Genomic DNA, 18,106 nt, shown 5'->3' with positions numbered 1-18,106 from the left:
CAGGCGCAGCCCAAGCTGCGCCGTTCGGCGGAATCCGCGGCTGAGTGTCGCGGATTCGTAACCTGCGCCCGCATAATCGGCGCTCCATGGACAAGCTCAAGCAGCTGGAATCCTTTGTCTCGGTCGCCACCAAGGGCAGCCTGACGGCCGCCGCGCGCGCCGAGGGCGTGGCGCCGGCCATCATGGGCCGGCGGCTGGACGCGCTGGAAGAACGGCTGGGCGTGAAGCTGCTGGTGCGCACGACGCGCCGGATCACGCTGACGCACGAGGGCAGCGCCTTCCTGGAAGACTGCCAGCGGCTGCTGGCCGACATCAACAATGCGGAAGCCAGCGTCAGCGCCGGCGGCGTCAAGGCCAGCGGCCACCTGCGCATCACGGCGCCGGCCGGCTTCGGCCGCCGCCATGTGGCGCCGCTGGTGCCGCGCTTTCGCGAACTGCACCAGGACGTGACGATCTCGCTCAACCTGAGCGACCGCGTGGTCGACCTGGCGGGCGAGGGCTTCGACTGCGCGGTGCGCGTGGGCGACTTCCCGGATTCCTCGCTGGTCAGCGTGCGGCTGGCCGACAACCGCCGCCTGTGCGTCGCCACGCCCGAGTACCTGAAGCGGCACGGCACGCCGGACCATCCGAACGACCTGCTGAAGTTCGATTGCCTCACCTTGTCCAGCGACGCCTCGCAGACGCGCGGCTGGGCTTTCCTGCTGAAGGAAGGCGACAAGTCCGAGGTGGTGCATTTCAAGCCGGGCGGCCCGCTGGACTGCTCGGACGGCCAGGTGCTGCACGACTGGTGCCTGCAGGGCTTCGGCATCGCCTGGCGCAGCACCTGGGAGGTGGAGCAGGAGATCGCCGCCGGCCGGCTGGCCGAAGTGCTGGCGCCCTTTGCCGCCCCGCCCAACGGGATCTACGCCGTCTTCCCGCAGCGCAAGCACCTGCCCCTGCGGGTGCGGCTGTGGATCGACTTCCTCAAGCACCACTACGCCCAGCCGCAGTTCTGGCGCGGCTCACCCGCATGATCCTCGAAGCCATCCTCGCCTACGTCCACATCACGGCGATCCTGACCCTGGTCGTGTTCCTCTCCAGCGAGGCGGCCCTGTGCCGCGCGGAATGGATGAACGAGACGGTCGTCAAGCGCCTGGCCCTGATCGACCGCATCTACGGCATTGCGGCCGGCGCGGTGCTGGTGACCGGGCTGCTGCGCATCTACCTGGGGGCGAAGGGCTCCGGCTATTACTGGCACAACTGGCTGCTGCACGCGAAGCTGGGCATGTTCATCGTGGTGGGGCTGGTGTCCATCGTGCCGACGATCCGCTTCATCCGCTGGCGCAAGCTGCTGGACGCCACCGGCGCGCTGCCCTCGGCCGAAGAAGTGCGCGCCACCCGCAAGCTGGTGATGGTGCAGGCGCACATCGTGCCGGTCATTCCGCTGGCCGCGGTGTTCCTGGCGCGCGGATTCGGAGCCCACTAGCATGCAGCAGCAACACGAGCGTGTCCCCGAGTTCGCCTATCCGCAGGTCCGCGAGCAGGTCAGCGCCGAGGAATGGCAGGCCCGCGTCGATCTCGCGATGGCCTACCGGCTGGCGGCCTACTACCGCTGGACCGACCAGATCTACAACCACTTCACGGCCAAGATCCCGGGCACCAGCCACTTCCTGATCAACCCCTACGGCGTGCTGTTCGAGGAAGTGACGGCTTCCTGCCTGGTGAAGATCGACCTGGACGGCAACACGATCCTCGATCCCTCCGGCCTGGGCTGCAACGCCGCGGGCTTCCTGATCCACAGCTGCGTGCACCGGGCGCGCCCGGAGCTGACCTGCGTGCTGCACACGCACACCGCTTCGAACATGGCCGTGTCGGCGCAGAAGCGGGGGCTGCTGATGATCACGCAGCACGCCATGCGCTTTCACAAGCGCATCGGTTACCACGACTACGAAGGCGTGGCGCTGGACTTCAGCGAGCAGGACCGGCTGGTGCGCGACCTCGGGCCGCACAAGGTGATGATCCTGCGCAACCACGGCGCGCTGGCGGCCGGTACGACGATCCGCGATGCCTTCGAGCAGCTCTATTACCTGGAGCGCGCCTGCGAGGCGCAGGTCCGCGCGCAGGCGGGCGGCGCGGAGCTGATCGAATGCGACGGCGAGGTCGCGGAAAAAGTGGCGCTGGCGCTGGACCGGCCCGGGCGCACGGCCTACGACACCGACTGGCCGGCGCTGCGCCGGCTGATGGACCGCATCGACCCGTCGTACGCGCAATGAGCGTGCGCCGCCTGCTGGTCTTCGACGAGAACGCGCACTTCTACGCGCAAAGGCTGCAGGCGGAACTGGGCGACGCCTACGAGATTGCGGCCACCAACGACCGCGCCAAAGCGCAGCGGCTGTTGCCGCACCAGCAGGTGCTGGTCGTGCCGGACACCTGGCTGGACGACGGCTTCCTCGCCGCGGGCGCGGGGCTCGCCTGGGTGCATTCGCTGCGCGCCGGCGTCGACCGCCTGCTCGCCTCGCGCACGCTGCCGGCGGACGCCATCGTCACGTCGTCCCGCGGCATCCATGGCCCGCAGATGGCGGAGACGGCGCTGCTGCTGATGATGGCGCTGGCCCGGAACCTGCCGCGCATGCTGCAGAACCAGGAGGAGGCGCGCTGGGAGCCCTGGCCGCAGCCGCTGCTGGAAGGCAAGCACGTGGTCATCGTCGGCGTCGGCAGCATCGCCCAGGTGGTCGCGCCGCGCTGCCAGGCCTTCGGCATGCGCGTCACGGGCGTGGCCTCCACCGCGCGCGAGCTGCCCGGCTTCGACGCGATCCGGCCGCGGGCTGAGCTGCCGCAGGTGCTGGCCACCGCGGACTTCGTGGTCCTGCTGCTGCCGCTGGACGAGCGTTCGCGTGGCCTGTTCGACGCGGACCTGCTGGCCGCGCTGCCGCCGCACGCCATCCTGGTCAACCTGAGCCGGGGCGGCATCGTCGACGAGCAGGCGCTGCGAGCCGCCCTGGACGCCGGCCGGCTGGCCGGCGCCGGGATGGACGTGTTCGCCACCGAGCCGCTGCCGGCCGACTCCGCGCTGTGGCGCACCCCCAACCTGATCGTCACCCCGCACATCGGCGGCTATGCCGACACGTACAAGGACAAGGCTCTCGCGCTGCTGCTCGAAAACGCCCGGGCGTTCGCGCAGGGACACGGCCAGGACTTGCGCAACCGCATGCGCTGACGGCCCGTGGGGTGGCTGGTCCGGCGCCAGGCCGGAGCGCGGCCTCCCCCGTAAAATCGCCAGATGCTCCGCGTGAAACAAGAACTGCTCGGCGCCCTCGCCGCCGGGCTGGAACAGCTGCAACCCGGCACGGCCGACAAGGCCGTGTTCGAGATGCCCAAGGTTGCCGCCCATGGCGATTTCGCCGTCACGGCCGCCATGCAGCTGGCCAAGCCGCTGAAGAAGAACCCGCGCCAGCTGGCAGAAGCCCTGCGCGATGCCTTGCTGGCCACCCCCGCTTTCGGCCAGTGGGTCGAAGCGGTGGAGATCGCCGGTCCCGGCTTCCTGAACGTCCGCCTCAAGCCCGAAGCCAAGCAGCAGGTCGTGCACGAGGTGCTGGAAGAGGCCGGCGCCTTCGGCCGCCAGCCAGGCAGGGGCCAGAAGATGATGGTGGAGTTCGTCTCCGCCAATCCCACCGGCCCGCTGCACGTGGGCCACGGCCGCCAGGGCGCGCTGGGCGACGCGATCTGCAACCTGTACGACTCCCAGGGCTGGGACGTCACCCGCGAGTTCTACTACAACGACGCCGGCGTGCAGATCGCCACGCTGGCCAACAGCGTGCAGCTGCGCGCCCGCGGCCTGAAGCCGGGCGACGCCGGCTGGCCCGAAGCCGCCTACAACGGCGACTACATCCAGGACATCGCCGACGACTTCCTGGCCAAGAAGACGGTGAAGGCCGACGACCGCGAGTTCACGGCCAGCGGCAACGCCGACGACCTCGATGGCATCCGCCAGTTCGCCGTCGCCTACCTGCGCCACGAGCAGGACCTGGACCTGCAGGCCTTCGCGGTGCGCTTCGACAACTACTACCTCGAGTCCAGCCTCTACACGAGCGGCAAGGTCGACGCCGTGGTGAAGCGCCTGCAGGACAACGGCAAGACCTACGAGCAGGACGGCGCGCTGTGGCTGAAGTCCACCGAGTACGGGGACGACAAGGACCGCGTGATGCGCAAGGGCGACGGCACCTACACGTACTTCGTGCCGGACGTCGCGTACCACATCGCCAAGTGGGAGCGCGGCTACGCCAAGGCCGTCAACATCCAGGGCACCGACCACCACGGCACCATCGCCCGCGTGCGCGCCGGCCTGCAGGCGGCCGAAGTCGGCATCCCGCAAGGCTTCCCGGACTACGTGCTGCACACCATGGTGCGCGTCATGCGCGGCGGCCAGGAGGTGAAGATCTCCAAGCGCGCCGGCAGCTACGTCACCCTGCGCGACCTGATCGAGTGGACCAGCAAGGACGCGGTGCGCTTCTTCCTGCTTTCGCGCAAGCCGGACACCGAGTACGTGTTCGACGTCGACCTGGCGTTGGCGCAGAACAACGACAACCCGGTGTACTACGTGCAGTACGCGCACGCCCGCATCTGCTCGGTGCTGGCCGCCTGGGGCGGCGATGTGGCCTCGCTGAAGTCGGCGCCGCTGTCGTCCCTGGTCCACCCCGCTGCGTTGAACCTCATGCTGCAGGTGGCGAAATACCCGGAAATGCTGACGGCGGCGGCGGTGGATTTCGCGCCGCACGACGTCACCTTCTACCTGCGCGAGCTGGCCGCGGCGTATCACTCGTACTACGACAGCGAGCGCATCCTGGTGGACGACGACAACTTGAAACGTGACCGCCTCGCTCTCGTGGCCGCTGTCGCGCAGGTGTTGCACAATGGCCTGGCAGTGCTGGGCGTGAGCGCCCCGCGAAAAATGTGAGCGAGCAGAAAGCGTGAAACACACACAAAGCGGCAACACCTTCGTCGGCATCATCATCGGCGTGGTGCTGGGCCTCGCGGCCGCCCTGGCGGTGGCGGTGTACGTCACCAAGGTTCCTGTCCCCTTCCTGAACAAGGGTCCCAGCCGCTCCGCGGAGCAGGACGCGGCGGAGTCCCAGAAGAACAAGAACTGGGACCCCAACTCGCCCCTGTACGGCAAGAACCCGGCCAAGGCGCTGCCGCCCGCGCCGGGCATGCCGGCCGCCTCGGCGCCGGCGGCCCCTGCCGCGACGGCCAAGGCGCCGGAAGCAGCTCCGGCCGCGCCCGCCGCCGGCAAGCCGGAGTCGCCGGTCGCCAACAATCCGCCCTCGGCTCCGGCCGCACCGGCCGTCACGGGCCGTCCGCCGCCGGCCGACCCGCTGGGCGACCTGGCCTCGGCCAAGGCCAATGCCGGCAACGCCAATGGCAGCGATCCCTTCCTGTACTTCGTGCAGGCTGGCGCCTTCCGCACGCCGGAGGACGCCGAAGCGCAGCGCGCCAAGCTGTCCCTCATGGGCATCGAGGCCAAGGTGACCGAGCGCGAGCAGTCCGGCCGCCAGGTCTACCGGGTGCGCGTAGGCCCGTTCAACACCCGGGACGACGCCGACCGCCAGAAGGAAAAGCTGGACTCCGGCGGCTTCGAAACCGCGCTGGTGCGCGTCCAGCGGTAGCCCCCGGCCGCCAGGCGGCGGAACCTGGAGGCCCGCGTGGGCCTCTAGCAGGACTAGGAGAATTTCAGGAATGAATCGTCGCGATTTCTCGGCCGCAACGGCCATCGTCACCGGCGCCGCGGCGCTGGGGCTGCCGGGCCTGGCTTCGGCGCAGGGCCGCCGCCCGGAAGACGGCAAGGAATACAAGACGCTGGACAAGCGGGTGCCGGTCGATGCGCCGCCGCCCAAGATCGAGGTCGTCGACTTCTTCTGGTACAGCTGCCCCCACTGCAACGCCTTCGAGCCGCAGCTGGTGGAGTGGATCAAGAAGCTGCCGGCGGACGTCGTGGTCCGGCGCGTGCCGGTCGCCTTCCGCGACGATTTCGTGCCGCAGCAGCGCCTGTTCTACACGCTGGAAGCCATGGGCAAGCTGCCCGAGCTGCACCAGAAGGTGTTCGACACCGTCCACAAGGACCACAAGCCGACGGACCGCGAGGAATCGATCCTGCAGTTCGCCCAGGCCAACGGCCTGGACGTGGCCAAGTTCAAGGAGCTGTACAACTCCTTCACGGTCTCGGCGAAGGCGCGCCGCGCCACCCAGACCATGAACGCCTACCAGGTCGAAGGCGTGCCGGCGCTGGGCATCGCCGGCCGCTGGTACACCGACGGCACCCTGGCCGGCGGCATGCCGCGCGCCCTGCAGGTCGCCGACTACCTGATCGCCCAGGCCCGCAAGGCGGCATAAGCGCCAACGCGCACCCCGCAACGGGCGCCCCGGCTTCATCGCCGCGGCGCCCGTTGTGGCTTTTGGCACGTTCCGTCCGTGGCATCCAGGTAACAGTCGGTTGCATCTAGCCCGACCGTATTACAGAATGGCCCGACAGAAGCGCCATCGGAAGCGCGTTGGGGGTTGTGCATGGTCTGCAGCCGTTCTTCGCGGCTGCCGTTGCGCATCGTCGCGGCGGCAGTCATCCAGTTGTTCGCAGTCTCGGCCTACGCGGCGGACGAGGCCAAGCGCATCGAGGAGCTCGAAAAGAAGCTTGCCGCGAGCATGGAGCTGATCGAGAAGCTCTCGGCCCGCGTCAACCAGCTCGAGGCGGGCCGGCCGCCCGCGCCGGCGAGCGCCACCGCCGCAGCGCCCGCGCCCGCGCCCGCATCCGCCAGCGCGGAGCAGGCCGCGCGCATCGACCGGCTGGAGCAAAGCGTGCTCTCGATGTCCGAGAGCACCGCCAAGACCCACGACCTCGGCATCCCGCTGCACGGCTTCGCCGACGTGGGCTACGCGCATTCCAGCCTCCCCGTCGACGGCCGCAAGGGCGGCTTCACGCTGGGCAACCTGGACCTGTACATGACGCCACAGATCAGCGACCGCGTGCGCGCGCTGGTGGAACTGGTGTTCGAGTACGGCCCGCAGGACGTCGGCGTGTCGACGGACCTCGAGCGGCTGCAGTTCGGCTACACCTTCAGCGACAGCTTCACGCTGTGGGCGGGCCGCTACCACACGCCCTACGGCTACTGGAACGCGGCCTTCCACCACGGCCAGCAGATCCAGACCTCGGCCACGCGGCCACGCTTCATCGACTTCGAGGACCGCGGCGGCATCCTGCCGGCGCACGGCGTCGGCCTGCTCGGCTCCGGCAGCGTGCGCAGCGGTGGCGGCCGCCTGCTGTACGACGCCTACGTGGCCAACGGCGATCGCATCATCGACAACACGCTGGACCTCAACGCAGCGGCCGACGACAACGGCAACAAGCTGGTGGGAGGCAACATCCGCTACGCCTTCGGCGGCAACCTCGACGGCCTGATGCTGGGCCTGCATGCCTTCTCGCAGAAGGTGTCCGCCTACGACACCAGCGGCATCGCCACCAGCACCACGCAGGTGAACATGTTCGGCGGCCTGGCCGTGTACGACACCGACCGCTGGGAAATCATCAGCGAGTACTACCGCTTCCGCGACAAGGACCTGTCCGGCGGCACCGGCACCCACGGCAGCTGGGCCGGCTTCGTGCAGGCCGGCTACCACGTGGGACCCTGGACGCCGTACGCGCGCTGGGAGAAGACGGCACTCGACCAGTCGGACAACTACTTCGCCGCGCAGGACAGCGGCCGGTCCTACCTGGGCGGCGTGCTCGGACTGCGCTACAACCTCGATGCGAACTCCGCGATCAAGCTGGAGTTGAACCAGTTCCGCGAGGAACTCGCCAGCGGCCCGCAGCGCAGCCACGGCGGCCGCGTGCAGTTCGCCGTGCGCTTCTAGGAAGGAGGGCCGCGCATGAGACCGATCCGCTTCCTGGCCGTCGCCGCGACGGCCTTCCTGATGGCCGCGCAGTCGCCGGCCGCCGACGTCTACCTGGTCGCGAACCCCTCGCTGGGCCTGGGCGAGGACGACATCCGCGACATCTACCTGGGCGACAAGCAGCTGGCCAACGGCACGCGCATCGTGCCGCTGGACAACGCGGCGCTGCAGAGGGACTTCCTGGAAAAGGCCTTGAAGATGGATGGAGCCAAGTACAGCTCCATCTGGATCAAGAAGGGCTTCCGCGACGGCCTGAACGCGCCCACGGTGAAGACGGGCGACGCCGAGGTGCTGGCGGCCGTCAAATCCAATCCCGGCGCCATCGGCTATGTCTCGGCGCCGCCCAAGGACCTGAAAGTCATCGCGCACTACTGAGCGCGCTGGGGGTGCGGCATGTGGTCACTCGCCCGGTTGAAGATCAAGCAGCGGATGTACGTGCAGTTCTGCGTCGCCGTGACGCCGCTGGTAGGCCTGCTGCTGTTCCAGCTGCTGTCGGTGAGCGACCTGCCGGAGCGCGTGAACCGCGACCTGGGCCGCTACCGCGCCAGCAACCAGGCCATCTCCAGCTACCGCGAGTTCCTCAACGGCGTCACCGATGCCGTCGACTCCGGCAAGCTGTCGCAGCCGGCCCTGAAGGCCCTGGACGCCGCGCGGCAGGAAGCCCAGGCCGTCGACGAAGCGGCGCCCGGCCCACAATTGAAAGCGACGCTGGCGCAGCTGGCGAAGATCAGCAGCGCGCTGCAGCAGCGCAACACGCTGGAAACACTGCTGGCCGCGCGCGCCGACATCAACCAGGCCGACGCCGCCCTGAAGCAGCTGGCCGAGGACAGCGAGCAGCACCTGGCGGGCCTGGTGCGCGAGGACGCCCAGGCCGCCCGCCAGAAGAACCGCATCCTCGGCACCATCGCGGCGCTCACGCTGGTGCTGCTGGGTTTCATGGTGCGGCAGATGGTCGCCCGCATCACGGTGCCGGTCGCCTGGGCCGTGACCACCGCCAAGCGCGTGGCCTCGGGCGACCTGTCGCAGATCGTCGCGCCCGGGCGGCGCTACGACGGCATCGGCGAGCTGCAGGCGGCGCTGCGGGAGATGAACGATTCGCTGATCGCCATCGTCACGCGCGTGCGGGCCGGCTCCGACCTGATCTCGCGGGCTTCCGACCAGATCGCCGACGGCAACGCCGAACTGTCGGCGCGCACCGCCGAACAGGCGAGCTCGCTGGAGGCAACGGCGCTGGCCATGGGCGAGCTCACCCAGACCGTGCTGGCCAACGCCGGCAACGCGCAGCGCGCCAACGCGCTGGCGAAGTCGGCTTCCGACGTCGCGGTGAAAGGCGGCGAGGTCGTGGGGCAGGTGGTGCAGCGCATGAACGCCATCGACCGGTCCTCGCGCAACATCGTGGAAATCATCGCCCTCATCGACGGCATTGCCTTCCAGACCAACATCCTGGCCTTGAATGCCGCGGTGGAGGCGGCCCGCGCCGGCGACCAGGGCCGCGGCTTCGCGGTGGTGGCCAGCGAGGTGCGCAGCCTGGCGCAGCGCAGCGCCAGTTCGGCGCGGCAGATCAAGGCCCTGATCGACGACTCGGTGCAGCAGATCCGCGCCGGCAGCGAGCTGGTGGGCCACGCCGGCCAGACCATGGAGCAGATCCTGGCCAGCGTGCGCGACGTCACGGCCATCATGGCGGACATCGCCGCCACCAGCCAGCAGCAGAACAGCGGGATCGACCAGGTGAACCGCGCCGTGACCGCGCTGAACGCCGTCACCCGCCGCAATGCGGCCCTGGTGGACGACGCCCGCGAGGCCGCCGACGCGCTGCGCGAGCAATCGGCGCGGCTGGTGGAGGCGGTGGGCGCTTTTGCGATGGAGCAACCCGGGGCGGCCCAGGCAGCCTAGGATGCCGCCTGGCGCCGGCTTCCCATGAAATTGTTCCGGGGTGGCGCCATGCCGCGCCGGCCGTAAGCCCGTCATGAGCCGGGGGCATGGCTTGCCGATAGAATGCGGAGCAAGTTTCGTGCCTTTATGAACAAGAACCACGTCCTGCGCGCCCTGCTGATGGCCCTGGCCATCGCGTCGACCCTCGCTGCCGTTCCCGCCCGCGCGGAAAAGGCCGACAGCACCAAGCCCATGAACGTGGAGGCGGATGCGCTGCGTTATGACGACCTGAACCAGACCAGCGTCTTCACCGGCAACGTGGTGGTGACCAAGGGCACCATCATCATTCGCGGGGCCAAGATCAACGTCAAACAGGACCCCGAGGGCTACCAGTTCGGCGTGGTGACCGCCGCGCCGGGCCAGCGGGCCTTCTTCCGCCAGAAGCGCGAAGGCGTCGACGAGTGGATCGAAGGCGAAGGCGAGACCATCGAATACGACGGCAAGGCCGACCGCGTGAAATTCATCGGCCGCGCCGAGATGCGGCGCTACCGCGGCACCGAGCTCAGCGACGAGACCTCCGGCGCCGTCATCACCTACAACAACACCACCGAGCAGTTCAACGTGGACGGCAACCCCGGCGGGGCGACCCCGTCCAACCCGGGTGGCCGCGTGCGCGCGACCATCGGGCCCAAGCCGGGCGCATCCGCGCCGGCCGCGCCCGCCGCCCCGGCCACCAAACTGCGCCAGAGCAGCACCCTGGGAGGGGAGAAGCGTTGATGGGCGACGCCGAACTCGCGTCGCGCGAAGCGCCCGCGCAGGCCGCGACCGAAACCAGCCGCCTGGAGGCGCGCCACCTGCGCAAGTCCTATGGCGGCCGCAAGGTGGTGCAGGACGTGTCGCTGGCCGTCGAAAAAGGCGAGGTCGTGGGCCTGCTGGGCCCCAACGGCGCCGGCAAGACCACCTCGTTCTACATGATCGTCGGCCTGGTGCGGGCCGACGGCGGCGAGATCTCCATCGACGGCCGCCCGGTGGAGGACATGCCGATCCACCGCCGTTCGCGCCTGGGCCTGTCCTACCTGCCGCAGGAAGCGTCGATCTTCCGCAAGCTGAACGTGCAGGACAACGTGCGCGCCGTGCTGGAACTGCAGCGCGGCCCGGACGGCAAGTCGCTGCCCTCGGCCGAGATCGAGCGCCGCCTGACCGACCTGCTGCAGGACCTGCGCGTCGACCACCTGCGCGATTCGCCGGCGCTGGCGCTGTCCGGCGGCGAACGCCGCCGCGTCGAGATCGCCCGCGCGCTGGCCACGCAGCCGCGCTTCATCCTGCTGGACGAACCCTTCGCCGGCATCGACCCGATCGCCGTGATCGAGATCCAGCGCATCATCGGCTTCCTGAAGTCGCGCGGCATCGGCGTGCTCATCACCGACCACAACGTGCGCGAGACGCTGGGCATCTGCGACCACGCCTACATCATCAGCGAGGGCCGCGTGCTGGCGCAGGGCACGCCCGCCGAAATCGTGAACAACGCGGACGTCCGCCGGGTGTACCTCGGCGAGCACTTCCGAATGTGACGGCCGCTTCGAAGCAGTACCCATGAAGCAGGGCCTCTCCCTTCGCGTCTCGCAGCACCTGGCGCTGACGCCCCAGTTGCAACAGTCGATCCGCCTGCTGCAACTGTCCACGCTGGAACTCGGCCAGGAAATCCAGCAGATGCTGGACGACAACCCCTTCCTCGAAGTGAACATCGAGGAAGGGCCGGAGGAGTTCGGCGTCGCCCAGGCCGACACGCGGCCGGCCGCCGACGAACACGAATCCGACCCGGTGGCGCAGGCCGCCAACGGCCACGACAGCAGCAGCTCCGCCTCCGACAGCAGCGCCAGCTCCGCTTCGGACAGTGACGGCGATGCCTCCGACGGCGACAGCAGCGAACCGAACTGGGACGGCGACGGCAGCACCGAAACCGTGCCCGACGACGGCGAATGGGGCGGCGAGGCGCCGGCCCGCAAGTCGCAGGGCGATGACGACGACGTCGACGCCACCGAGCTCGCGCGCGGCAACGAGTCGCTGCAATCCTGGCTGCATCGCCAGGCGCTGGCCTTGCGCCTGGGCGAGGAAGACCGGGCGGCGCTGCGCTACCTGGTCGAGTCGCTGAACGACGATGGCTACCTGGAAGAGCCGCTGGAGGCCCTGGCCGCCAGCCTGGCGCCGCAAGACCTCGAGCAGCAGGAAGAGCTGGTGCACCGCTTCACGGTGGCGCTGCGCCTGCTGCAAAGCCTGGACCCGCCCGGCGTGGGCGCGCGCAACCTGGCCGAATGCCTGATGCTGCAGCTGCGCTCGCTGCAGCAGGACGCGCCGGACGACGAGGTCTACCCGGTCGCGATCCGCGTGTGCAGCCAGCCCATCGACCTGCTGGCGCGGCGCGACGTCAAGCGCCTGGCGCAGCTGACCGGCGAGACCGAGCCCCGGGTCAAGGGCGCCATCGCGCTGATCACGCGGCTGGAGCCCAAGCCGGGGCGCCGCTTCGTCGACGTCGAGCGCAACATCATCGTGCCCGACGTGCTGGTGACGAAGGCCGGCCGCAGTTCGCGCGCCAGCTTCCGCGTGCAGCTGAATCCCGACGTGGTGCCGCGCCTGCGCGTGCACGACGTCTATGCCGGCGCGCTCAAGGCGCACCGCGGCGAAGGCCACCAGGCGCTGCAGCAGCGGCTGCAGGAGGCGCGCTGGTTCATCAAGAACATCCAGCAGCGTTTCGACACCATCCTGCGCGTCTCCAGCGCCATCGTGGAGCGCCAGCACAACTTCTTCGTGCACGGCGAACTCGCCATGCGGCCGCTGGTGCTGCGCGAGATCGCCGATGAACTGGGCCTGCACGAGTCCACCATCTCGCGCGTGACCACGGCCAAGTACATGTCCACGCCCTTCGGCACCTTCGAGCTGAAGTACTTCTTCGGCTCGGCGCTGGGCACCGAGACCGGCGGCAACGCGTCCAGCACCGCGGTGCGCGCGCTGATCAAGCAGTTCGTCGCCGCCGAAAACGCCAAGAAACCGCTGTCCGACAGCCAGATCTCCGAGATGCTCAAGGAGCAGGGGATCGAGTGCGCGCGCCGCACCGTCGCCAAGTATCGCGAGGCGCTGCGCATCGCGCCGGCCAACCTCCGCAAGGAACTGTGAACGCTCTCAATTTATTCCTGCCCTGCGCCAGCGGGGTGGAAGGCTATCTGGCCGAGGAAGTCGCCCGCATCTGCGGCGCGCGCGCGCGCGACCTGCGCACGGCCCGTGGCGGCGTGCAGCTCGTGGCCGGCTGGCCCGAGGTGATGCAGCTCAACCTGCACAGCCGGCTCGCCCAGCGCGTGCTGGTGCAGCTGTGGCACGGGCCCTATCGCGCCGAACAGGACATCTACGAAGCCGCCAGCAACGTCGCCTGGGAAGACTGGTTCACGCCGCGCGAGAGCTTCAAGATCGAGCTGACGTCGCACCAGAGCCCGCTGAAGAGCCTCAATTTCGCCGCGCTGCGCATCAAGGACGCGGTCGCCGACCGCTTCCGCAACCGCGGCGGCGTGCGGCCCGACGTCGACACGCAGCGGCCGGCCGTGCGCGTGTTCGGGCACCTCGCGGCCGAGAGCCTGACGCTGTACATCGACAGCTCCGGCGAGCCGCTGTTCAAGCGCGGCTGGCGCGAGGACAAGGGCGAGGCCCCGCTGAAGGAGACGCTGGCCGCCGCCATGCTGGCCGCGAGCGGCTGGGACGCGACCGTGCCGCTGTACGACCCCTGCTGCGGCAGCGGCACGATCGCGATCGAAGCGGCGCAGATCGCCTGCAACATCGCGCCGGGTTCGCTGCGTCGGTTCGGCTTCGAGCGCCTGCGCCCGCACAAGGCGGCCGACTGGCAGGCCTTGAAGGCCGAAGCCCAGGCCGCGCGCCGCGCGCCGACGGCGCCGGTCTTCGGCAGCGACGTCGCCTTCCGCATGGTCGACTTCGCGCAGCGCAATGCCGAGCGTGCGGGCGTGGCGCAGGCAGTGCAATTGCGCGGCGGCGACGCGCTGCAGCGCATGCCGCCCAGCGACGTGCCGGGCGTCATGCTGCTCAATCCCCCTTATGGCGAGCGCATCGAGGCGGGCGGCATCGCGCGCCCGGGGCGCGAGCTGGCCCAGACCGAGCAGGGTGGCGATTTCTTCACCCAGCTCGCTTCGCACTGGAAGAAGAACTACGCCGGCTGGACCGCCTGGGTGCTGGTGCCGGACGCGAAGCTGCCCACGCGCATGCGGCTGAAGGAATCGCGCCGCGTGCCCATGTGGAACGGCCCGATCGAATGCCGCCTGTTCCGCTTCGACATGGTGGCCGGCTCGGCCAGGAACCGGGACCGGGGTCCCCAGGAAAATGCGTGAGCATTTTTCTGGGGTGGCCTATGCAGCTGGTTCTTGACACCAACATCGTGCTGGACCTGTTCGTGTTCAGCGACGAGCGCGTGAAGCCGCTGGCCGCAGGGCTGGAGCAGGGCGCGTTGCGCTGGCTGGCCACGGCGGCGATGCGCGAAGAGCTGGCGCGGGTGCTGGCCTATCCCAAGCTGGCGCCCAAGGTCGGCGACGCAGATGCCGTGCTGGCGGCCTTCGACCGCCATGCCCAGCTGCACGAGGTGCCGGCCAAGGCGCCGGTGACCTGCGGCGACCCGGACGACCAGAAGTTCATCGACCTGGCGGTCGCACACCGTTGCGCCCTGGTCAGCAAGGACGGGGAAGTCCTGCGGATGAAGAAGCGCCTGGCGAAGCTCGACGTGGTGGCCACACCAATCTGGGGCAGCTGAGGTTACGTTTCATCGCGTGTGTTTCCTACGCGCACCGCAAGCGGGCGCTGACTGTAAACAAGCTCTCCATGCGTAGCTTGGTGGTCTTGCGAGGAAACGACACCATGGACGCCACCGTACAGCAACAGCAACCGTCCTTCACCCCGGCTCATGCGGCGCCGCTGCCCACGGACTGCGACGAATGTCTCGGTTCGGGCGGCTGGTTCCGTTATGACCCGGCCTTTGAGCCGAATCCAGGCCTGCTCTATCTCTCCTGCATGAACTGCAAGGGCAGCGGCCGGATGGCTTTGCCACGGGGCTGAGTACTACCTCCGAGGTAGGCGAACGGCATGCGCTGTCCCGCTTCACTCCGACACGAATGCAACCTGGCACGTGGGATGCTAGGAGCATGTCGATCGAGAACGGAGCGAAGAGTCCCATGTCCCCCGATGAACGCAACGCGCGCCTGGTGCGCAACCTGCTCGCGCTGCGAACCGTGCTCAGCATGGACCAGATGCAGACCGGGCGCTGGGGCGATCGCATCGCCGAGATCGACGAAGAGCTGGCCGCGCTGGGCCACGACATGAAATCCACGGCAGCGTGCGCCGTCGAAGGCCTGCGCCGTTCCTACATGCTGCCGCGCCTGGTCGGCCGCCGCGCGCGCCGGCGCGTGAACATGCCTTGTCCGTAGGCGCGGCGCCCTCCCGGGCTACGGCAAGGGCGGGATCGCCGCGCGCTGAAGATCCGTCGCCAGCTGGCGCAGCAGCAGGCGGGCCGTCGACTCGTTGGTCGCGCAGGGCACGTCATGGACATCGCAGGCGCGCACCAGCGCATTGATGTCGGGCTCGTGCGGCTGCGGCGTCATCGGGTCGCGCAGGAAGATCACGATGTCGATCTCGCCCATGGCGAGCCGCGCGCCGATCTGCAGGTCGCCACCCATCGGGCCGCAGAGAAGGCGCTCGACGTCCAGGCTCGCTTCGGCGGCGATGCGGCCGCCGGTGGTGCCGGTGGCGCACAGGCGGCACTGCGCCAGCAATGGCCGGAACTCCCGCGCCAGGGCGACGATGATGTCCTTGCGGTGGTCGTGCGCGATCAGCGCGATGCGCGGCATGTTCATGCCAGCAGCTCCAGCAGCCGTTGCAGTGCGTGGCGCACCGTGGCGGCGCGGACCGCCGCGCGATCGCCGGGGAATCGCTTCTGCTCGCTGGTCAGCAGGCCATCGACCTGGAAGCCGAACCACACCAGGCCGACCGGTTTGTCCGGCGTGCCACCGGTTGGCCCCGCCACGCCGGTGACGGCGACGCTCACGCGCGCCTGTGAGTGGCGCACCGCGCCGAAGGCCATGGCGCGCGCGACCACCTCGCTGACGGCGCCGTGCTGCGCGACCAGCGCCGCGTCCACGCCCAGCAGCTCGGTCTTGGCCGCGTTCGAGTAGCTGACGAAGCCGCGCTCGAACCAGTTGCTGGACCCGCTCAGGTCCGTGCAGGCGGCGGCGATCAGGCCGCCGGTGCAGCTTTCCGCCGTGGCCAGCATCTCGCCGCGCGCGAGCAGCGCCTGCGCCAGCTGTTCGCACAGCGCCTGCGTATCGATGGCGTTCACCATAGTCGCCTCCACAAAGCGATGACCAGCAGCGTGCAGAAGGCTGCGACCAGGTCGTCGAACATGATGCCGAAGCCGCCGCGCCAGCCCATGCCCTTGAAGGTGCGGTCGGCCCAGCCCACCGGGCCGGGCTTCACGGCGTCGAAGAAGCGGAACAGGCCGAAGGCGACCAGCTGGCCCAGCCAGCCGGCAGGCATCACCAGCCACAGGATCAACCAGAAGGCCGCCACCTCGTCCCACACCACGTGCGAAGGGTCGGCGATGCGCAGGTGCTCCGCGGTCACGCTGCACGCCCACCAGCCGACCAGCATGGCCGCGACGACCACCCAACCCAGCCAGGCTGCGGGCAGCCACGTCGAGAGCACCAGCCAGGCCAGCCAGGCCCAGACGGTGCCGAAGGTACCGGGGGCCCAGGGCGACAGCCCCGAGCCGAAGCCCAGCGCGACGAGATGCGCAGGGTGCGACACCAGGAAGCGGGTCGTGGGGGGCAGGGCTCTCACACGCAACTCCCGTGATGTTGGCGGAAGGCGCGCGGCTCTTCCGCCTTCGGATTGGCCCACAGGCCGCGGTGCGCGCGCCGCGCCTCGTCCTCGAGGCCGCCGTAAGGGCCGCGCCGGTTGTGGAACACGCCGGACCAGGCATAGCCTTCGCGCACCAGCCAGGCGCCGATGTCCTGGTCGCGGTGCTGCAGCTGCGCCAGGCGGCGGCCGTAGTCGTCGAAGCCGCGCGTGCGCACGATGACGGGCTGGTACAGCAGGCGGGCGGCGAGCGCCTTCTTCGCCTGCGGGCCGAAGGCCTGGCAGCTCTCCGGCGCGTCGATGTCGACGATGCGGATCTCCACCGCATCCCCGCCCTGGCCCGCCGGGCGCACCCACAAAGTGTCGCCATCGCTGACGTGGCTGACCGTGCCGCGCCAGGTGGCGGCGTGCGCGCCGGCGGCGAGCACGAGGAGGAAGAGGGCGCGCAGCAGCAGCTTCATGCGAAATGGTCGAAGCCGGGGAAGCGTTGCGCCAGCGGCTGGCCACGCGCGTCCAGCACGCGCAGTCCGGGTTCGGCCTCGATGCGGCCGATGCGCGTCACCGGCGTCGCGCTGGCGCGAGCTGCGGCTTCCACCGCACCACGCAGCCGCGACGGCGCGGTGAAGGCAAGTTCGTAGTCGTCGCCGCCGGCCAGCACCAGCGCATTCACTTGTTCGGGCGGCAAAGCCATCTGCGTGCGCGCGGCGAGCAGCGCGGCGGCCGCCTCGGCGTCCACGCTCGCACCCACGGCCGAACGCTGCAGCACGTGGCCCAGGTCGCCCAGCAGGCCGTCGCTGATGTCGATGGCCGCGCTGGCCACGCCACGCAGCGCGCGACCCAGTGCAACGCGCGGCTGCGGTTCTTCGAGCCGGCGGCGCGCCGCCGCGAACACCGCTTCCGGCAACGAGACCGTGCCGCGCAAAGCCTCCAGCGCGAGCCGCGCATCGCCCAAGGTGCCGCTGACCCACAGGTCGTCGCCCGGCTGCGCGCCGGAGCGCAGCAGCGCGTCGCCGGAAGGCACTTCGCCGAACACCGTGATGTTGATCGCCAGCGGCCCGCGCGTGGTGTCGCCGCCCACCAGCTCGCAGCCATGGGCGTCGGCCAGCGCGAACATTCCTGCGGCGAAGCCGGCCAGCCAGGCTTCATCGACCGCAGGCAGCGCCAGCGCCAGCGTGAAGGCGAGCGGCTCGGCGCCGCAGGCGGCCAGGTCGCTCAGGTTCACGGCGAGCGACTTGTGCCCGAGCCTGCGCGGGTCCACCGTCGACAGGAAGTGCCGGCCTTCGACCAGCAGGTCGGTCGACACGGCCAGTTGCATGCCGGGGCCCGGCTGCAGCAAGGCGCAGTCGTCGCCCACGCCCAGGGCGTTGCGGCGGGCGGGCCGCGTGAAGTAGCGCGCGATGAGGTCGAACTCGCCCATCGC

At 69.7% G+C, this 18,106-nt stretch carries 22 protein-coding genes; 17 read left to right on the top strand and 5 right to left on the bottom strand.

Annotation, left to right across the window (positions count from 1 at the left end):
- Positions 1-86: 86 nt before the first annotated feature.
- From HHL11_RS00235 to HHL11_RS00155, 17 genes are all read left to right on the top strand, one after another.
- On the top strand, positions 87-1,013 hold the full coding sequence (locus HHL11_RS00235) for a LysR family transcriptional regulator (RefSeq protein WP_169416379.1): 927 nt from the start codon (positions 87-89) through the stop codon (positions 1,011-1,013).
- Positions 1,010-1,465 (top strand): DUF2214 family protein, encoded by a 456-nt coding sequence (locus HHL11_RS00230; RefSeq protein WP_169416378.1) that lies wholly within the window; start codon positions 1,010-1,012, stop codon positions 1,463-1,465. Before HHL11_RS00235 ends, HHL11_RS00230 begins: the two co-directional genes overlap by 4 nt.
- A 1-nt stretch (position 1,466) precedes the next feature.
- On the top strand, positions 1,467-2,252 hold the full coding sequence (locus HHL11_RS00225) for a class II aldolase/adducin family protein (RefSeq protein ID WP_169416377.1): 786 nt from the start codon (positions 1,467-1,469) through the stop codon (positions 2,250-2,252).
- Positions 2,249-3,196: a D-2-hydroxyacid dehydrogenase gene (locus HHL11_RS00220; protein ID WP_169416376.1), complete on the top strand. Its 948-nt coding sequence runs from the start codon at positions 2,249-2,251 to the stop codon at positions 3,194-3,196. The genes HHL11_RS00225 and HHL11_RS00220 overlap by 4 nt, the downstream gene beginning before the upstream one ends.
- 63 nt (positions 3,197-3,259) lie before the next feature.
- Complete coding sequence (gene argS / locus HHL11_RS00215; protein ID WP_169416375.1) at positions 3,260-4,933, top strand: arginine--tRNA ligase; 1,674 nt, start codon at positions 3,260-3,262, stop codon at positions 4,931-4,933.
- Positions 4,934-4,946: 13 nt separating this feature from the next.
- Complete coding sequence (locus HHL11_RS00210) at positions 4,947-5,642, top strand: SPOR domain-containing protein (protein WP_169416374.1); 696 nt, start codon at positions 4,947-4,949, stop codon at positions 5,640-5,642.
- Positions 5,643-5,712: 70 nt separating this feature from the next.
- The gene (locus tag HHL11_RS00205) at positions 5,713-6,366 is read left to right on the top strand and encodes a thiol:disulfide interchange protein DsbA/DsbL (protein WP_169416373.1); all 654 of its coding nucleotides are present in this window, start codon (positions 5,713-5,715) and stop codon (positions 6,364-6,366) included.
- A gap of 171 nt (positions 6,367-6,537) precedes the next feature.
- Entirely contained in the window at positions 6,538-7,878 is a 1,341-nt protein-coding gene (locus tag HHL11_RS00200) for a hypothetical protein (protein WP_169416372.1), read from the top strand.
- A 15-nt stretch (positions 7,879-7,893) separates the two neighbouring features.
- Complete coding sequence (locus HHL11_RS00195) at positions 7,894-8,292, top strand: type 2 periplasmic-binding domain-containing protein (protein ID WP_169416371.1); 399 nt, start codon at positions 7,894-7,896, stop codon at positions 8,290-8,292.
- Positions 8,293-8,310: 18 nt separating this feature from the next.
- A complete protein-coding gene (locus HHL11_RS00190; RefSeq protein ID WP_169416370.1) occupies positions 8,311-9,810 on the top strand; it encodes a methyl-accepting chemotaxis protein in 1,500 nt (499 codons plus the stop codon).
- A gap of 126 nt (positions 9,811-9,936) precedes the next feature.
- On the top strand, positions 9,937-10,566 hold the full coding sequence (lptA, locus tag HHL11_RS00185) for a lipopolysaccharide transport periplasmic protein LptA (RefSeq protein WP_205964186.1): 630 nt from the start codon (positions 9,937-9,939) through the stop codon (positions 10,564-10,566).
- The gene (gene lptB, locus HHL11_RS00180; protein WP_169416369.1) at positions 10,566-11,360 is read left to right on the top strand and encodes an LPS export ABC transporter ATP-binding protein; all 795 of its coding nucleotides are present in this window, start codon (positions 10,566-10,568) and stop codon (positions 11,358-11,360) included. Before lptA ends, lptB begins: the two co-directional genes overlap by 1 nt.
- A gap of 22 nt (positions 11,361-11,382) precedes the next feature.
- Complete coding sequence (locus tag HHL11_RS00175) at positions 11,383-12,960, top strand: RNA polymerase factor sigma-54 (protein ID WP_169416368.1); 1,578 nt, start codon at positions 11,383-11,385, stop codon at positions 12,958-12,960.
- Entirely contained in the window at positions 12,957-14,174 is a 1,218-nt protein-coding gene (locus HHL11_RS00170) for a THUMP domain-containing protein (protein ID WP_169416367.1), read from the top strand. The genes HHL11_RS00175 and HHL11_RS00170 overlap by 4 nt, the downstream gene beginning before the upstream one ends.
- 20 nt (positions 14,175-14,194) lie before the next feature.
- On the top strand, positions 14,195-14,590 hold the full coding sequence (locus HHL11_RS00165) for a PIN domain-containing protein (protein WP_169416366.1): 396 nt from the start codon (positions 14,195-14,197) through the stop codon (positions 14,588-14,590).
- 104 nt (positions 14,591-14,694) lie between these two features.
- Positions 14,695-14,892 carry a hypothetical protein gene (locus HHL11_RS00160; protein WP_169416365.1) on the top strand — a complete coding sequence of 66 codons (198 nt, stop codon included), beginning with the start codon at positions 14,695-14,697 and terminating at the stop codon, positions 14,890-14,892.
- Positions 14,893-15,008: 116 nt separating this feature from the next.
- The gene (locus tag HHL11_RS00155) at positions 15,009-15,260 is read left to right on the top strand and encodes a hypothetical protein (protein WP_169416364.1); all 252 of its coding nucleotides are present in this window, start codon (positions 15,009-15,011) and stop codon (positions 15,258-15,260) included.
- An 18-nt stretch (positions 15,261-15,278) separates the two neighbouring features.
- Here the strand turns inward: HHL11_RS00155 and HHL11_RS00150 are convergent, their stop codons facing one another.
- The 5 genes from HHL11_RS00150 to thiL are packed head-to-tail and all read right to left on the bottom strand — an operon-like array spanning position 15,279 to position 18,103.
- A complete protein-coding gene (locus tag HHL11_RS00150; RefSeq protein ID WP_169416363.1) occupies positions 15,279-15,686 on the bottom strand; it encodes a methylglyoxal synthase in 408 nt (135 codons plus the stop codon).
- The gene (locus HHL11_RS00145; protein ID WP_425355201.1) at positions 15,683-16,159 is read right to left on the bottom strand and encodes a CinA family protein; all 477 of its coding nucleotides are present in this window, start codon (positions 16,157-16,159) and stop codon (positions 15,683-15,685) included. Before HHL11_RS00145 ends, HHL11_RS00150 begins: the two co-directional genes overlap by 4 nt.
- Before the next feature lie 5 nt (positions 16,160-16,164).
- Entirely contained in the window at positions 16,165-16,668 is a 504-nt protein-coding gene (locus tag HHL11_RS00140) for a phosphatidylglycerophosphatase A family protein (protein WP_342593148.1), read from the bottom strand.
- On the bottom strand, positions 16,665-17,147 hold the full coding sequence (locus HHL11_RS00135; protein ID WP_169416361.1) for a thermonuclease family protein: 483 nt from the start codon (positions 17,145-17,147) through the stop codon (positions 16,665-16,667). The genes HHL11_RS00140 and HHL11_RS00135 overlap by 4 nt, the downstream gene beginning before the upstream one ends.
- Entirely contained in the window at positions 17,144-18,103 is a 960-nt protein-coding gene (gene thiL / locus HHL11_RS00130) for a thiamine-phosphate kinase (RefSeq protein ID WP_169416360.1), read from the bottom strand. The genes HHL11_RS00135 and thiL overlap by 4 nt, the downstream gene beginning before the upstream one ends.
- Between the last annotated feature and the right edge of the window lie 3 nt (positions 18,104-18,106).

Source organism: Ramlibacter agri, assembly GCF_012927085.1.
GTDB classification, from domain to species: Bacteria; Pseudomonadota; Gammaproteobacteria; order Burkholderiales; family Burkholderiaceae_C; genus Ramlibacter; species Ramlibacter agri.
Note: the sequence above shows the minus strand (reverse complement) of the source record. Positions and strands in the feature narration are given on the sequence as shown.

Bases quoted from the DNA above. Each gene is read 5' to 3' on its own strand.
- HHL11_RS00175 (WP_169416368.1), top strand. From the start codon at position 11,383: ATGAAGCAGGGCCTCTCCCTTCGCGTCTCGCAGCACCTGGCGCTGACG.
- HHL11_RS00150 (WP_169416363.1), bottom strand. From the start codon at position 15,686: ATGAACATGCCGCGCATCGCGCTGATCGCGCACGACCACCGCAAGGAC.
- HHL11_RS00155 (WP_169416364.1), top strand. From the start codon at position 15,009: ATGTCCCCCGATGAACGCAACGCGCGCCTGGTGCGCAACCTGCTCGCG.
- HHL11_RS00195 (WP_169416371.1), top strand. From the start codon at position 7,894: ATGAGACCGATCCGCTTCCTGGCCGTCGCCGCGACGGCCTTCCTGATG.
- HHL11_RS00235 (WP_169416379.1), top strand. From the start codon at position 87: ATGGACAAGCTCAAGCAGCTGGAATCCTTTGTCTCGGTCGCCACCAAG.
- lptB (WP_169416369.1), top strand. From the start codon at position 10,566: ATGGGCGACGCCGAACTCGCGTCGCGCGAAGCGCCCGCGCAGGCCGCG.
- HHL11_RS00225 (WP_169416377.1), top strand. From the start codon at position 1,467: ATGCAGCAGCAACACGAGCGTGTCCCCGAGTTCGCCTATCCGCAGGTC.
- HHL11_RS00205 (WP_169416373.1), top strand. From the start codon at position 5,713: ATGAATCGTCGCGATTTCTCGGCCGCAACGGCCATCGTCACCGGCGCC.
- lptA (WP_205964186.1), top strand. From the start codon at position 9,937: ATGAACAAGAACCACGTCCTGCGCGCCCTGCTGATGGCCCTGGCCATC.
- HHL11_RS00220 (WP_169416376.1), top strand. From the start codon at position 2,249: ATGAGCGTGCGCCGCCTGCTGGTCTTCGACGAGAACGCGCACTTCTAC.
- HHL11_RS00230 (WP_169416378.1), top strand. From the start codon at position 1,010: ATGATCCTCGAAGCCATCCTCGCCTACGTCCACATCACGGCGATCCTG.
- HHL11_RS00160 (WP_169416365.1), top strand. From the start codon at position 14,695: ATGGACGCCACCGTACAGCAACAGCAACCGTCCTTCACCCCGGCTCAT.
- argS (WP_169416375.1), top strand. From the start codon at position 3,260: ATGCTCCGCGTGAAACAAGAACTGCTCGGCGCCCTCGCCGCCGGGCTG.
- HHL11_RS00190 (WP_169416370.1), top strand. From the start codon at position 8,311: ATGTGGTCACTCGCCCGGTTGAAGATCAAGCAGCGGATGTACGTGCAG.
- HHL11_RS00135 (WP_169416361.1), bottom strand. From the start codon at position 17,147: ATGAAGCTGCTGCTGCGCGCCCTCTTCCTCCTCGTGCTCGCCGCCGGC.
- HHL11_RS00200 (WP_169416372.1), top strand. From the start codon at position 6,538: ATGGTCTGCAGCCGTTCTTCGCGGCTGCCGTTGCGCATCGTCGCGGCG.
- HHL11_RS00165 (WP_169416366.1), top strand. From the start codon at position 14,195: ATGCAGCTGGTTCTTGACACCAACATCGTGCTGGACCTGTTCGTGTTC.
- thiL (WP_169416360.1), bottom strand. From the start codon at position 18,103: ATGGGCGAGTTCGACCTCATCGCGCGCTACTTCACGCGGCCCGCCCGC.